This is a genomic window from Serratia grimesii (assembly GCF_900186025.1).
Lineage (GTDB): Bacteria > Pseudomonadota > Gammaproteobacteria > Enterobacterales > Enterobacteriaceae > Serratia > Serratia grimesii.
This window is the reverse complement of record NZ_LT883155.1, coordinates 778127-792870: the sequence shown is the minus strand read 5'-3', so window position 1 is coordinate 792870 and position 14744 is coordinate 778127. Positions and strand designations below refer to the sequence as shown.

Sequence of the window (14744 nt, the reverse complement as noted above, 5' to 3'; positions counted from 1 at the left end):
TAGTATACCCGAACCTCTTCAGACCTACAAACGATCGTTTTACTGTCCATCATCTCTGTCACCATCAGGAGTTAATCCGGGTTTATTCTATTGGCCCACGACCAGCTGCCTTTTTAAAACAATGAGTTAGCATGGAGAAATTTATTTTAACGCCCTTTTACAACAATAAAACGCCTTAGATTTCAGTTTGTTGGCGTTTTCCTGTTGAGGCGTCACGGTTCAGCAAACCATGGCCCAAAGCTTAACCGTTTCAGCTTGAGTGAACCTTGTCGCCGATCAACATTGCGATAATCATAGGACAGCACTGCTGTGGATTAGTTTTCCTGGCGTTTGACCTGCTGCCACGCCTCTTCCATCTGCTCCAGTGTGGCTTCACCCATCTGTAAGCCGCGCTGTTTAACGATCTCTTCTACCTGGCGGAAACGGCGTTCAAACTTGCGATTAGCCGCCTGCAGCGCGTTTTCAGCTTTGTGGCCAAGGTGGCGCGATAAATTCACCGTGGCGAATAACAGGTCGCCGATTTCTTCTTCCAGTTTCTGTTCATCGACCACCGCCTGCTTGGCTTCATGCATCACTTCGTCGATCTCTTCGTACACTTTGTCCAGCACCGGACCAATCGTATGCCAGTCGAAACCAACCGCGGCGCAGCGCTTTTGAATTTTATGCGCCTTCATCAACGCAGGCAGCGCCTGCGGAATATCATCCAGCGCCGAATGCAGTTCTTTCTCTGCACGTTCTCCGGCCTTCAGCAGCTCCCAGCGCGCCGCAACGGCTTCACTGTCCGCTGCATCGGCTTCACCAAAGATATGCGGGTGACGACGTTCCAGCTTGTCGCTGATGGCGTTGCATACCTCATCGAAGTCAAACAACCCCTGCTCCTGGCCCATTTGAGCGTAAAACACCACCTGGAATAGCAGGTCGCCCAGTTCGTCACGCAGATCGCTATAGTCCTGACGCTCAATAGCATCCAGCACCTCATAGGTTTCTTCCAGCGTGTAAGGGGCAATCGTGGCGAAGGTTTGCTTGCGATCCCACGGGCAACCGGCCTGCGGATCGCGCAGCGTTTTCATGATGTTCAGCAAGCGTTGCAGCGGAGAAGATTGGGTCATGACGAGGTCTCTGAAAGGTGCGGGGCCCAATATATGGGCCCCACGATAAAAAATGTAAAATTAGCTGCCGTGCAGGCGTTTGGCGTCTATCACATCCGGCAGTTGATTGAGTTTTGCCAGCACCCGGCCCAGCACCTGCTGATTGTAGATCTCTATGTCCATATCGATGGTCGCCAACTGCTTTTTGGTATCGCTCCGGCTGGCAACGCCCAGCACGTTGACCTTTTCGTTGGCCAAAATGGTGGTGATATCACGCAACAAACCGCTGCGATCGTTAGCCATTACGCGCACAACCAGTGAGTACCCGCTGGAGTAACTTTCCCCCCACACCGCATCAACAATGCGTTCCGGCGCGTGCGATTGCAGATCGACCAGTTGATCACAGTCCGCACGGTGAATGGAGATACCGCGCCCCTGGGTGATAAAGCCGACAATATCGTCACCCGGGATCGGCTGACAGCAGCGGGCAATGTGATGCATCAGGTTGCCGACCCCTTCTACCACTACCCGGCCATTGTCTTTACTGCGAGTCGCTGGCGGCGCTTTATGCTGAACCAACTGGCGCAGCGCTTCACGATCCTGTTCCTCGGCACTCGGTTTGTTGAACTTGCCTTGCAGGAAGTTCACCATTTGATTCAGGCGGATGTCCCCGCCACCAATCGCCGCCAGGATTTCATCCAGTGAATTCATGTTGTAACGCGGAATCAGCAGCTTCTCAGCCTCTTTCAGGCTGATGCCAAGGTGCTCCAGCTCGCTGTCCAGCATCTGACGACCGGCCAAAATATTCTTGTCGCGATCCTGTTTGCGGAACCAGTTGTGGATCTTGGAGCGTCCGCGGCTGGTAGTGACGTAACCCAGGTTAGGGTTCAGCCAGTCACGGCTTGGGTTCGGCTGCTTCTGAGTGATGATTTCAATCTGATCACCCATCCGTAACTGGTAGGTGAACGGCACGATACGGCCGCCTATTTTGGCACCGATGCAACGGTGGCCGACATCGCTGTGAATATGGTAAGCAAAATCGAGCGGTGTGGAACCGGCCGGCAGATCCACGACATCGCCTTTCGGGGTAAACACATAGACCCGATCGTCGAACACCTGGCTGCGCACTTCGTCGAGCATCTCGCCGGAGTCCGCCATCTCTTCCTGCCAGGCGATCAGTTTCCTCAACCAGGCGATGCGCTCCTCATAGCCGGAACGTACCGTCGCGACCGCACCCTCTTTGTATTTCCAGTGCGCGGCCACGCCCAGTTCAGCGTCTTCATGCATCTGGCGGGTACGGATCTGGATCTCCAGCGTCTTGCCGCGTGGCCCCAGAACCACGGTGTGGATCGATTGATAACCGTTGGGTTTCGGGTTAGCGACATAGTCATCGAACTCATCCGGCAGATGACGGAAATGAGTATGTACAATCCCCAGCGCCGCATAACAGTCCTGTAAGCGTTCGACCACCACGCGTACCGCGCGGACATCAAACAACTCGTCAAACGCCAACGCCTTCTTCTGCATTTTGCGCCAGATGCTGTAAATATGTTTTGGTCGACCGTAAATGTCCGCCTTAATACCTTCGTCGCCCATTGCACTGCGCAGCGAAGCAACAAAGTCATCAATAAACTGTTCGCGATCGATACGCCGTTCATGCAGCAGCTTGGCGATGCGTTTGTATTCGTCCGGGTGCAGGTAGCGGAAGCAAAAATCTTCCAGCTCCCATTTCAGTTGCCCGATACCGAGTCGATTGGCCAGTGGCGCGTAGATGTTCGAACATTCTTTGGCTGCCAGCACCCGTTCGTCTTCCGGCGCGTCTTTCACTTCTCGCAGGTGGGCGATACGCTCCGCCAGCTTGATCACCACGCAGCGGAAATCCTCCACCATCGCCAACAACATGCGACGCACGTTATCGACCTGTTCGGAGGCCATAGAGTCGTTTTGGGTGGCTTTCAGTTGACGAATGGCATCCATATCACGAACGCCATGTACCAGATAGGTAATGCCCTTGCCGAATTCTTCAGTCAGGGTATCTTCTTGTACGATGCCGGCATCCACCAACGGGAACAGCAGCGCGGCGCGCATGCTGTCATTGTCCATGCTCAGGGTCGAAAGAATTTCGACCATTTCCAACCCACGCCACAGTAACAACGACGCGTTAGGATGGTTCTGGGTTTGCTGCTCACAGTAGCGCCAGGTTGCGGCTAATCGCTCACATGACTGCGGGTTAGGTAGCCCCAAGCTGGCAATCCACTCATCGAGAGCAAATTCACCAGCCGTGTTCAGATGTGCACTTCTTACCGCAACCATAACCTCTCCCTACTTTGCAGCGACCTCTGGCGCACGACCGTTAATAAACAGCGCCATTGACTCAAGATGCCCCGTCTGTGGAAATAGATCCAACATCCACACACGCGCAAGACGATAACCGACGCTCAGTAAGGTTACATAAAACGTAAACCACCCGCTGGCGCCAGTTTTACAATATGTGACATCATGCCGGCCGCGCCCGCATGGGCAAGGTCCAGCATCACCTTATCAAATCCTTGTGCTGCTCAAGGTTGCTGCTCAATGTCTTCGTCCCCATTATCGAGGAAGAAGCAGGCATTTCTCAGCCTTTTCTTATGTGCATTATATTGCCCATTCGCTATCAGTGTGGCAACACCTTCTATGCCCACCACGGCAGCGCATCGCGCCAACGGCAGGATAAAATTGCCATGCAGCAGAACAGATCCAATAACCGATCATTGGGTTGAATCTTGAGCCATTCAAGGGCCCGCACCACCCTTTACCGATTTACCCTGGCATTTTCCTGGATAAAGTCACGCAGACAGAAGTCTAAGCGTAGCCCGTCGACCCGATAATACGGCACTTCTCTGTACAGTTTTTCGAGCCGGTAGCTAAATAAATTGCACCATATTTGTCGATTGAGTGCCGGTTCATTTAAAGTAGGGTGTGTTCGGCAATTCTCCCACATTGGACTCCCATGACCAAATACAGCCTGCGGGCGCGCATGATGATCCTAATTCTGGCCCCAACGCTTTTGATTGGTCTGTTGCTCAGCACCTTCTTCGTAGTACATCGCTACAATGAATTGCAAGAACAGCTGGTTGACGCCGGTGCCAGTATTATCGAACCGTTGGCAGTGGCCAGCGAGTACGGCATGACGTTCCGCAGCCGTGAGTCGGTCAGGCAGTTAGTCAGCCTGTTACACCGTCGGCATTCAGATATTGTGCGTTCAATTACCGTGTTCGACGCGCAGAATAATCTGTTCGTCACTTCTAATTACCATCACAACGTTGCCCAATTGCAGTTGCCGAAAGGGATGCCCATCCCCACCGATCTGATGTTAACGCGTCGAGGCGACTCACTGATCCTACGCACCCCGATCCTGGCGGAGAGTCAGTATCCTGATCAAACAGCCAATAACGATCCTCAACAGGACAACCGTCTGGGCTATGTCGCGATCGAACTGGATCTGCAATCAGTCCGACTGCAGCAATACAAAGAGGTGTTTGTCTCTACCCTGTTGCTGCTGTTGTGTATGTGCATCGCTATCCTGTTCGCTTACCGCTTGATGCGCGACGTCACCGGCCCGATCCGTAATATGGTCAATACCGTAGACCGCATTCGCCGTGGACAGCTCGACAGCCGCGTCGAAGGCTTTATGCTCGGTGAACTGCATATGCTAAAGAACGGCATCAACTCAATGGCAATGTCGCTCACTGCGTATCATGAGGAGATGCAACAGAACATCGATCAGGCTACCTCCGACCTGCGCGAGACGCTGGAGCAAATGGAGATCCAAAACGTTGAACTGGATCTGGCGAAGAAACGCGCGCAGGAAGCGGCGCGTATCAAATCCGAATTCCTGGCCAACATGTCGCACGAGCTCCGTACCCCACTCAACGGTGTGATCGGCTTTACTCGCCAGATGCTGAAAACCGAAATGAGCGTCACGCAGACCGACTATCTACAAACCATTGAACGCTCGGCCAATAACTTACTGACCATCATCAACGACGTTCTGGACTTCTCCAAACTGGAAGCCGGCAAGTTAGTGCTTGAACATATTCCGTTCTCACTGCGTGAAACACTGGACGAAGTGATTGTGTTGCTGGCGCCTAGCGCTCATGAGAAAGGACTGGAACTGACGCTGGACGTACACAACGACGTGCCAGAGCAAGTGATCGGCGATTCGTTACGTTTGCAGCAAATCATTACCAACCTGCTCGGCAACGCGATCAAATTTACCGAAACGGGCAACATTGATATCCGCGTCGAGCTGCGAGGCCAGCAAGATCGCCAGATCGAACTGGAAGTACAAATCCATGACACCGGTATTGGTATATCCGAACGGCAACAGTCGCAATTGTTCCAGGCGTTCCGACAAGCCGATGCCAGCATTTCACGCCGCCACGGCGGTACCGGCCTGGGGTTGGTGATTACCCAGAAACTGGTAAAAGAAATGGGTGGCGATATTTGCTTCCACAGCCAACTGAATCGCGGATCGACCTTCTGGTTCCACATCACACTCGATCTGCACGAGGGCATGCTGTCGCTATCGGCAAATTTGCCGGACCTGCAAGGCAAAACGCTGGGATATATCGAAGCCAATCCGATGGCAGCTCAGGCAACGCTTAACATGCTGAGTGCCACCAACCTGGTGATCACCCACTCGCCAACGCTCGCCCAATTGCCGAAGAAAAATTACGATTTCCTGCTGGTGGGGGTACCGATCCCTTTCCGCGACAATATGGCACAACACGAAAGCAAACTGCTGGCAGCACTGCAGATCGCCAATCGTGTGATTCTGGCACTGCCTTGCCAGTCGCAGATCAACGCAGAACAGCTTAAACAGCAAGGCGCTGCCGGCTGCCTGATCAAACCCATCACCAGCAACCGTCTGTTCCCGCTGCTGCGTATGGAAACCCCGCTGCGCCTGGCTGCCCTGCCAGAACGCAAACGCCTGCCACTCACAGTGATGGCCGTTGACGACAATCCGGCCAACCTGAAGCTGATCGGTACACTGTTGGCTGAGCAGGTGGAAAAGACGCTCTTGTGTGAAAGCGGAGAAGAAGCGTTAGTGTTGGCACGCGACAACGTGCTGGATTTGATCCTGATGGATATTCAGATGCCAAATATCGACGGTATCCGCACCAGCGAACTGATCCGCCAATTACCACACCACAATTCAACCCCCATCGTCGCCGTCACCGCCCATGCAGTCAGCGGTGAACGCGAGCATCTGCTGCAGGCCGGGATGGATGACTATCTGGCCAAGCCAATTGACGAAGCTATGCTCACGCGCGTGTTGGCGCGCTACCACAGTGATGAGCAGGTCCCGTCGACATCAACCCATGAATCCTTACAGTCACTCGACTGGCCACTGGCACTACGTCAGGCAGCAAACAAGCCTGATCTGGCGCACGACCTACTCCAGATGCTGCTCGACTTCCTGCCTCAAGTCAGTGGACGGGTACAAGCCCTGCTGGACGGCGCGGCAGACGACAGCATTCTCGATTTGATCCACAAGCTGCACGGCAGTTGCAGTTACAGCGGCGTGCCACGTCTGAAACAGCTGTGTTTCTATCTCGAACAACAGCTACGCTTGGGCGTCAGCAATGACGACCTGGAACCGGAATGGTTGGAACTGCTCGATGAGATTGAGCTGGTTAGCCAGGCTGCACGTACTCATCTGGCTTGATACTGCGCACAAGACATAAAAAAGGCACGCCATAGCGTGCCTTTTTAGTAAGAACAGATAAGCAATTACTGCATCAGCAGATACAACGTGGTATCACCGCGCAGGATGTTCAGTGCCAGCACCGAAGGTTTACTGTCGAGGATCTTACGCAATTCGCCCAGGTTTTGAATGGGCTGCTGATTAACTCCGAGGATAAAGTCGCCTTTTTTCAAGCCGATGCGCGCTGCGGCGCTGCCAGCTTTAACGTTATCCACTTTCACACCTTTCTGGCTACCGGTTTGACCATTACTCAACTCGGCACCTTCAATGCCGGTGTAGATGTTGCCGGACTCAACCTGCGTTTGGGTGCTTTGTTCCAGCGTGACGTCCACGGTAATAGGCTTGCCGTCGCGAATGATACCCAGCGACATTTTGCTGCCAACCGGCAGAGTCCCGATTTCCGCGCGGAATGACGCGAAGCTGGAGATGGCTTTGCCGTTCATGGTAACAATCACGTCACCGGCCTTAATGCCCGCCTTGGCGGCAGAAGACTTCGGCATGACCTGGCTGACAAATGCCCCGCGCTGCGCGTCGACTTTCATCGCTTTCGCCAGTTCAGAGTTCAGCTCGGTACCCATAATGCCCAACTCACCGCGTTTCACCTGACCATATTCAACCATTTGCGCGGTCAGGTTTTTCACCATGTTGCTTGGGATCGCGAAACCAATACCAATGTTGCCGCCATCAGGCGCCAGAATCGCGGTGTTAATGCCGATCAATTCACCGTTCAAATTAACCAGTGCGCCACCGGAGTTACCGCGGTTAATTGCCGCATCGGTCTGGATAAAGTTCTCGTAGTTCTCAATATTCAATCCGCTGCGGCCCAGGGCAGAAACGATACCAGAAGTGGCTGTTTCGCCAAGCCCATACGGGTTACCGATCGCGACGGTATAATCACCCACGCGCAGTTGGTCCGAGTCCGCCATTTTAATCGCCGTCAGGTTTTTAAAGTCTTTCAGCTGGATCAACGCAATATCAGAACGTGGATCTTTGCCGATCACCTTGGCGTCAAACTTACGGCCGTCGCTCAGTTGGACCTGAATTTTGTTGGCGTTGTCCACCACATGGTTGTTGGTCACCACGTAGCCTTTAGTGGCGTCAATTACCACCCCGGCACCCAGCGCCTGGAATTTTTGCTGAGTACCTTGACCAGGAGCCCCCTGCTCACCACCAGCACCACCCTGACACATCGGTGATCCCTGGAACGGTGAACCATCCTGGCAGAACGGTGAATCTTCACCAAAGAACTGCTGGAACTGTTGCGGCATCTTCGGTGTATTAACTGTGGTACTGCCTTCAACGTTAATGCTCACCACGGAAGGCATCACTTTCTCCAACATCGGTGCCAAACTTGGCAGTTGCTGGGTACTGGAAGACGCGGTTTCTGCAGCGCTGGCCGTCACCGGGCCCATCGCCATACCAATGCTAAATGCCAGCGCGCTCAGGACTAATGCGGTTTTTTTCATCTGTGTGTCTCTTATAAAGTCGTTCAGAAAGTATTAGGGTCTTTGTGCATAGTCAGAACATATTAATAACCCGAAGTTCCGGCGCAGATTATTGGTAATAGTAAACAAATATTGTCCGTCTTTACAAAACTAGAAATATGCACCGCACTGCGAACGAAAATGCTTAAAATAACATTTATTAGCTCAAAGAATTATTCCGCAGCCATTAATCGGCGGTATTCATCATAAGCATAAAGATCGGTCATACCGCTGATATAATCCTGTAGCAAACGGGCACGGAAATAATATTCACGGATCGCCAATTGCTCGGGCGACAGGTGCTGCAATCCTTCAACCGCTTCGACATATGCCAGCCGGTGTTTAGTAGAAAGTTTATGGAACAGACGTGTTTCGATCGGGTAAGCACGATGACTGTCTTCCTGTACCAGACGGGTAAAATCTGCCAACGGCATGGCCAGTAATGGGCTATAGATATCCAGTAAACCGCTGATTACACGGTAGCCCTGCAACTCAAGCTGCTCAACTTCCGGATGATTGAAGACATGTTTAAACGCGACATTCTTGAATATTTTCAGCAGTTGGTACGCTGGGCTAAAGTCTTCCAGCAATGCCTGATTAAAGTTGCCTTGATACACCGCATCCAGGTTATCAATAAAGCGCTGCGCCGCGTGTGGGACTAAACGCGCCACAGTGAACACGCGCAGATACATGAAGAATTGATCTTCAGCACTACGCCGTGTGCCACCACGATCACTCTTGCGAAAAGCGCTAGCCACAGTTTTATCAAACATATCGCCCGGCGATACTTCACCCCATTCCTGAGTTAAATGCTGGTAAAGCTGTTCGACAGTGAAAATGTTTTTTTCCACTGCGTCTTCCAGGTCGGCGATACAATAAGAAATATCGTCTGCGGCTTCCATAATATAAGTCAATGGGAACCGGTCAAACTCCCCCATATTTAGCTCACGCCGTAACCGATCAACAAAGGCTTCCTCTGCCAGATAAAAACCTGGCTTTTTCATCAGGTAGTCGTGACTGGCAGGAATGTCAGTTGCCCAATAGGCCGGACGGGTGTATTTCAGGATACATCCCACCTGCGCATACGTCAGATTCAGCTTCAACAGGGTATACACCAACCGGATCGCTTGGGCATTACCCTCGAAATGGCTAAGATCGTGGCGGATGCGGCTACGCAGGCGGTTAAGATCGCTCTCACCTTCATGCAGACGCAATACGCTGACCTGGCAGCGATCGTTACTGGCAGGTTCGCTGCCGCAACTGGCGGGATCAAGCCGTTGCGAGAACCAGTCATTAATTGCCGATTCGCCAAAATGACCGAAAGGCGGGTTGCCTATGTCGTGCATCAGGCAGGCCATTTCTACAATACTTTCAAAGGGGTCGAGCAGTTTTGTCAGGCCAAGTGCATCGATCCGCCCATCCTGCTTGAAGCGATTGAGGATCTCTTTGGCAATATGCCGCCCGACTTGTTGCACCTCCATCGAGTGCGTCAGACGGCTACGTACCGCTGCATTGCGCTCGAGGGGAAACACCTGGGTTTTTTGCTGCAGGCGGCGGATGGCGGCTGAATTGACAATGCGCCCGCGATCGCTCTCGAACTGCCGGACAATGTCGTATTCTTCTTCGGCTTCAATTGGCTTGCTGAATGGCCGCTGGAAGCTGATTTTCTGCTTAAAGTCGATCCCGGACATCTGTTTCTCCGCCGTTGCGCCCTGCCTCCGTGATAACAATTCCCGGCGACATATGCAACGGATTATCTCTCTATGAGAGCCATGATAGACTATGGCGCAATTCCCACACCCAATCAGCGAGTCTTATTTATGAAAGTAGGCATCATCGGCGCAATGGAACAGGAAGTCACCCTGCTGCGCGATCAAATTGAAAACCGTCAGACCATTCAACGCGCGGGTTGTGAAATCTATACCGGCCAGATCGGCGGCGTTGACGTGGCACTGTTAAAGTCTGGCATTGGCAAAGTCTCTGCGGCGATGGGTACCACCCTGCTGCTGGAACACTGCAAACCGGACTTGGTGATTAATACCGGTTCTGCCGGTGGCTTGGCCAGCACGCTCAAGGTCGGTGATATCGTGGTTTCCGAAGAAGTGCGTTATCACGACGCGGACGTGACCGCCTTTGGTTACGAACCGGGCCAAATGGCCGGCTGCCCAGCTGCCTTTGTGGCAGACGACGCGCTGATTGCACTGGCGGAAAGCTGCATCAAACAACTCCACCTGAACGCGGTACGCGGCCTGATCTGCAGCGGCGACGCTTTCATCAACGGCGCTGAGCCGCTGGCACGCATTCGCGCCACGTTCCCGAACGTTGCTGCCGTGGAAATGGAAGCCGCTGCCGTCGGCCATGTTTGCCACTTATTCGGCACGCCTTTCGTGGTCGTCCGCGCGATCTCTGACGTTGCTGACAGTGAATCGCACATGAGCTTTGACGAGTTTCTTTCCGTCGCCGCCAAGCAATCTACACTGATGGTTAACACCATGCTGCAAACCTTGGCTAAGCGCGGTTGATGTGACGCAACGCTTTTCAGTCCTGCTGTGGCTGCTGGCATTATGGATGGCGCTGCCTGCCGGCGCCGCCCAACGCGTGATCAGCCTGGCACCCAATACAACCGAATTGGCCTATGCCGCTGGCATGGGGGATACCTTGCTGGCGGTAAGCGCTTATTCCGACTACCCGCCTGCGGCCAAGAAGCTAGAACAAGTTGCCTCATGGCAAGGTATCAACCTGGAACGGGTGCTGGCACTGAAGCCGGACCTGATTCTGGCGTGGCGCGGCGGCAATCCGCAGCGAGTACTGGATCAGCTCTCCGCGTTCGGCATCCCGATCTTTTATGCGGATGCCACCACGATTGATGATATAGCCCAATCCCTGGACAAGCTGGCGCAATACAGCCCGCATCCTGAGCAAGCTCATCAGGCCGCAGACGCTATCCGTAAGCAAATTGCTGCGCTGAAAGCAAAATATCCACACAATCAGTCACGGCGAGTCCTGCTGCAATTCGGCACCCAACCGCTATTCACCAGTTCCGGTGCCACGTTACAAAGTCAGGTATTGTCGCTGTGCGGTGCAGAAAACATCTTTGCAGATAGCCGTATGCCGTGGCCGCAAATCAGTCGTGAACAAGTGCTGGCTCGCCAGCCCCAGACAATCGTCATCACGGGTGACCAAAAAGAGATAGCCAGCGTGAAAGCTTTCTGGGCGCCGCAATTGCAAGTACCGGTGATTGCGCTGAATGGTGACTGGTTTAACCGTCCTGGGCCACGCATCATGCTGGCAGCCCAGCAATTGTGTCATCAATTGGCGGAGCTTCATTAATGCTGGTGTTCTGGCTGGATATTCTCGGCACCGCGGTTTTCGCCATTTCTGGTGTATTACTGGCTGGCAAATTACGTATGGACCCGTTCGGTGTGCTCGTCCTGGGCGTAGTTACTGCGGTCGGTGGCGGCACCATCCGTGACATGGCATTGGCCAACGGCCCAGTCTTTTGGGTTAAGGATCCAACCGATCTAGTGGTAGCAATGATCACCTGTGTACTAACACTGCTGCTGGTGCGTCAGCCGCGCCGCTTACCCAAATGGATCCTGCCGGTGCTGGACGCAGTTGGACTGGCAGTATTTGTCGGCATTGGGGTAAATAAAGCCTTCGCCGCCGATGCCAGTCCATTGGTGGCAATCTGTATGGGTGTAATTACTGGGGTTGGCGGCGGTATTATCCGTGACGTACTGGCCCGGGAAATCCCGATGATTCTGCGAACCGAAATTTATGCTACCGCCTGTATTATCGGTGGCATTGTCCATGCTACCGCCTATGCGACGTTCGGTATGCCCTTACAACAGGCGATGATGCTCGGAATGGGCATTACACTGGCAATCCGGCTCGCAGCGATCCGCTGGCACCTCAAACTCCCTGCTTTTATCCTCGAACGATAACCCGCTTCCGCCCGAATCGGGCGGAAGCTTAGTATATCGGCACATCCAAAAACAGAATATTAGACCAATTAATAGCCAAATGTTATTATCAACCACTTAAAATATGCTGGAAAACAATGTAATAAACTTTTTAACCCCGAGTTAATTATTCCCCAGCCTTGTTAAAACTTATTAACTTTTTGCCGATAAGCCATTATGTGATTGCTTACGGATGGCTATTCCCCAAATTATGAAAAATATTCTCTTTTTATTCAGTGTGCTGCTGTGCAGCCCTTTCGTTTACGCTGGCAGTACGAGCGGACAAATTGGCATTAGCCTGACCATCGCCCCAATCTGCAGCGTGGATACAGGTGGCACAACGCCACAGGTAAAATGCGGTAATACGGCCAACACCCAGCCTAAAGTCACCCGCAGCCCGTTAGTCACAGAGGGCGAAAATGATGCTTACCGAGAACTGGTCACAGTGGAATGGTAACCATAAAAAAACCCGCGAACCTGTGAGGTTGGCGGGTTTTATACGGTGACAGGCAGGATCACACGCTGAACGAGGATCCACAACCGCAGGTGGTTTTGGCATTCGGGTTAGTCACCACGAAGCGCGAGCCTTCCAGCCCTTCGGTATAATCAACTGAACCACCGACCAGATATTGCAGGCTCATCGGATCAACAACCAGCGCAACACCCTGTTTCTCGATGGTCATATCGCCGTCATTGACCTTATCGTCAAAAGTGAAGCCGTACTGGAATCCGCTGCAACCGCCGCCGGTAATGTAAACCCGTAACTTCAGATTCGGGTTTTCTTCGTCAGCAATCAGGACTTTAACCTTACTTGCTGCTGCCTCGGTAAATTGCAGGGGCAGTGCTGTTTCATCACTCATACTCTTTACTCCCAACATTGTTCTGCATCAGGTCGCTACAATGGCGGCCGGATTAATGTTAATGATTATCCAATACCTGAGTGTTGCGTTCAAGTATTCACCGCATTTGTTGTATTTTCTTTACCTGTTTTATCTGCCGCTTCACTGGCCTGCTGCGCTTCCTGACGCTGTAGCGTACGGGCCAATATGGAGGAATACAACGGCTTACCCCCAAGGAACTGGGCCACCAGCGTAGCACCAAGGCAGGTAATAATCATGGGCAGTATGAGCTGATAGTTGTCGGTCATTTCCAACACCAACACGATACCGGTCAGAGGTGCACGTACTGTCGCAGCAAACAAAGCCCCCATTCCGGCAATCGCGAATGTGCCAGCCTCGATACCATACTGTGGGAACAAGTGAGCACCGGCCAAGCCAAAAGCCGTACCAAACAATGTTCCCAGTGCCAGCATCGGTGCAAAAATCCCTCCCGGTGCGCCGGAACCGAAACACAGCAACGTGGTGATCACCCGTGTAATGAAAATAAACATCAGCATGCCAACGCTGTAGTTACCTGCCGCTGCGATCGGGATCAGACCAAAACCGCCACCGGCAGCTTCCGGTTGGATCAACCCCAGGATACCGCAGATACCGCCGAGCAATCCCCCCATCAGCAGAACCTTACGCATTTTGCCGCCGTGCAGACGAGCAAACATGTCCTGTGTGCGGAAAATCAGCGCGTTGAACATCACGCCAACCGCGCCGAATATTGCCCCCAGCACCAGATACAACCAAAGGGTATTAATCGGCGCAGAAGAAAGCTTGCCCACCGCAATAACCGATCCCTCACCGTTGAACAACTGAAACACTACGCTCGACATAATAACGCCGATAAACACCGCTTTAATTGAGATCAGGTTGTAGCGGAACTGCGGGCGCATCTCTTCGATGATGAACAAAATACCGGCCAGCGGCGCATTGAAAGCAGCAGAAAGACCGGCAGCTGCACCGGTAGCCAGCAACGAATGACGCGCCTCTGCGCCGCGCATGCGGAAAATATCCAGCACCATGCGCCCAACGTTGCCCCCCATCTGTACCGTTGGCCCTTCACGGCCTAGCACCATGCCCGCTCCCAGCGTCCCCATGCCACCAATAAATTTCACCGGGATCACTCGCCACCAGCGCACCGGCCGCAGTTCTTCCAATGCACCTTCAATTTCCGGAATACCCGATCCCCCGGCTTCAGGGGCAAAGCGGCGAACCAGATAATAGCCAAGCACTGCCAGTGCAGCAGAAAGAACAAAAGCCAACGGCCAAACCAGAATCCAGTAATCCGCGACCTGTGCCAGCGCAGAAAGGCGCTGCTGCTGCACCCAATCCACCGCTTTATCAAATGCCACGCCAAGCAAACCGGCCAGAGTCCCCACCACTGCAGCCATGAACAGGATCGCCACGGGCGTTTTATCGCGACGCATAAACTGACGAACCATGTCACTACGCTTCAGTCGTGGAGCGCGCGCTAGCGGTGATTGTTGCTGTAATTCAGTCATAATGGGTTATTCATTAATGGAATTAAATGTAATACAAATAGGCAAGTCGATTATTCTAGCGCACCCACTGAC

Annotated in this window: 11 protein-coding genes and 1 pseudogene; 5 read left to right on the top strand and 7 right to left on the bottom strand. The window is 53.0% G+C overall.

Going from position 1 to position 14744, the window contains the following annotated elements; all coding sequences use genetic code 11:
• Window positions 1-314: 314 nt before the first annotated feature.
• From mazG to SGBXF1_RS23770, 3 genes and pseudogenes are all read right to left on the bottom strand, one after another.
• Entirely contained in the window at window positions 315-1109 is a 795-nt protein-coding gene (mazG, locus tag SGBXF1_RS03650) for a nucleoside triphosphate pyrophosphohydrolase (protein WP_037425657.1), read from the bottom strand.
• A gap of 60 nt (window positions 1110-1169) precedes the next feature.
• Window positions 1170-3401, bottom strand: coding sequence for a GTP diphosphokinase (gene relA / locus SGBXF1_RS03645; protein ID WP_130382410.1), 2232 nt, complete (start codon window positions 3399-3401; stop codon window positions 1170-1172).
• A gap of 9 nt (window positions 3402-3410) precedes the next feature.
• A pseudogene (locus SGBXF1_RS23770) lies at window positions 3411-3993 on the bottom strand (class I SAM-dependent RNA methyltransferase family protein); the annotation flags it as partial.
• Window positions 3994-4077: 84 nt separating this feature from the next.
• On the opposite strand from SGBXF1_RS23770, the gene barA reads away from it, so the two are divergent.
• A complete protein-coding gene (gene barA, locus SGBXF1_RS03640; protein ID WP_130382412.1) occupies window positions 4078-6798 on the top strand; it encodes a two-component sensor histidine kinase BarA in 2721 nt (906 codons plus the stop codon).
• A gap of 65 nt (window positions 6799-6863) precedes the next feature.
• Here the strand turns inward: barA and degP are convergent, their stop codons facing one another.
• Window positions 6864-8303 (bottom strand): serine endoprotease DegP, encoded by a 1440-nt coding sequence (gene degP / locus SGBXF1_RS03635; protein ID WP_037425651.1) that lies wholly within the window; start codon window positions 8301-8303, stop codon window positions 6864-6866.
• Between the two features lie 191 nt (window positions 8304-8494).
• On the bottom strand, window positions 8495-10012 hold the full coding sequence (dgt, locus tag SGBXF1_RS03630; protein ID WP_037425647.1) for a dGTPase: 1518 nt from the start codon (window positions 10010-10012) through the stop codon (window positions 8495-8497).
• A gap of 129 nt (window positions 10013-10141) precedes the next feature.
• Between dgt and mtnN the strand changes: the two genes are divergently transcribed.
• From mtnN to SGBXF1_RS03610, 4 genes are all read left to right on the top strand, one after another.
• Complete coding sequence (mtnN, locus tag SGBXF1_RS03625) at window positions 10142-10843, top strand: 5'-methylthioadenosine/S-adenosylhomocysteine nucleosidase (RefSeq protein ID WP_186427834.1); 702 nt, start codon at window positions 10142-10144, stop codon at window positions 10841-10843.
• A 46-nt stretch (window positions 10844-10889) separates the two neighbouring features.
• Complete coding sequence (gene btuF / locus SGBXF1_RS03620; protein WP_475297050.1) at window positions 10890-11651, top strand: vitamin B12 ABC transporter substrate-binding protein BtuF; 762 nt, start codon at window positions 10890-10892, stop codon at window positions 11649-11651.
• A complete protein-coding gene (locus SGBXF1_RS03615; RefSeq protein ID WP_012005233.1) occupies window positions 11651-12265 on the top strand; it encodes a TRIC cation channel family protein in 615 nt (204 codons plus the stop codon). The genes btuF and SGBXF1_RS03615 overlap by 1 nt, the downstream gene beginning before the upstream one ends.
• A gap of 229 nt (window positions 12266-12494) precedes the next feature.
• Entirely contained in the window at window positions 12495-12740 is a 246-nt protein-coding gene (locus tag SGBXF1_RS03610) for a hypothetical protein (protein WP_037425636.1), read from the top strand.
• 58 nt (window positions 12741-12798) lie between these two features.
• On the opposite strand, the gene erpA is transcribed toward SGBXF1_RS03610, so the two are convergent.
• Together erpA and clcA are read right to left on the bottom strand one after the other, a co-directional pair.
• Window positions 12799-13143 carry an iron-sulfur cluster insertion protein ErpA gene (gene erpA, locus SGBXF1_RS03605; protein ID WP_004950184.1) on the bottom strand — a complete coding sequence of 115 codons (345 nt, stop codon included), beginning with the start codon at window positions 13141-13143 and terminating at the stop codon, window positions 12799-12801.
• An 89-nt stretch (window positions 13144-13232) separates the two neighbouring features.
• Entirely contained in the window at window positions 13233-14672 is a 1440-nt protein-coding gene (clcA, locus tag SGBXF1_RS03600; RefSeq protein WP_037425633.1) for a H(+)/Cl(-) exchange transporter ClcA, read from the bottom strand.
• Window positions 14673-14744 lie beyond the last annotated feature (72 nt).

Coding starts and splice junctions, on each gene's coding strand:
- SGBXF1_RS03610 (WP_037425636.1), top strand. CDS start 12,495: ATGAAAAATATTCTCTTTTTATTCAGTGTGCTGCTGTGCAGCCCTTTC.
- erpA (WP_004950184.1), bottom strand. CDS start 13,143: ATGAGTGATGAAACAGCACTGCCCCTGCAATTTACCGAGGCAGCAGCA.
- barA (WP_130382412.1), top strand. CDS start 4,078: ATGACCAAATACAGCCTGCGGGCGCGCATGATGATCCTAATTCTGGCC.
- btuF (WP_475297050.1), top strand. CDS start 10,890: ATGGCGCTGCCTGCCGGCGCCGCCCAACGCGTGATCAGCCTGGCACCC.
- SGBXF1_RS03615 (WP_012005233.1), top strand. CDS start 11,651: ATGCTGGTGTTCTGGCTGGATATTCTCGGCACCGCGGTTTTCGCCATT.
- relA (WP_130382410.1), bottom strand. CDS start 3,401: ATGGTTGCGGTAAGAAGTGCACATCTGAACACGGCTGGTGAATTTGCT.
- dgt (WP_037425647.1), bottom strand. CDS start 10,012: ATGTCCGGGATCGACTTTAAGCAGAAAATCAGCTTCCAGCGGCCATTC.
- degP (WP_037425651.1), bottom strand. CDS start 8,303: ATGAAAAAAACCGCATTAGTCCTGAGCGCGCTGGCATTTAGCATTGGT.
- mazG (WP_037425657.1), bottom strand. CDS start 1,109: ATGACCCAATCTTCTCCGCTGCAACGCTTGCTGAACATCATGAAAACG.
- clcA (WP_037425633.1), bottom strand. CDS start 14,672: ATGACTGAATTACAGCAACAATCACCGCTAGCGCGCGCTCCACGACTG.
- mtnN (WP_186427834.1), top strand. CDS start 10,142: ATGAAAGTAGGCATCATCGGCGCAATGGAACAGGAAGTCACCCTGCTG.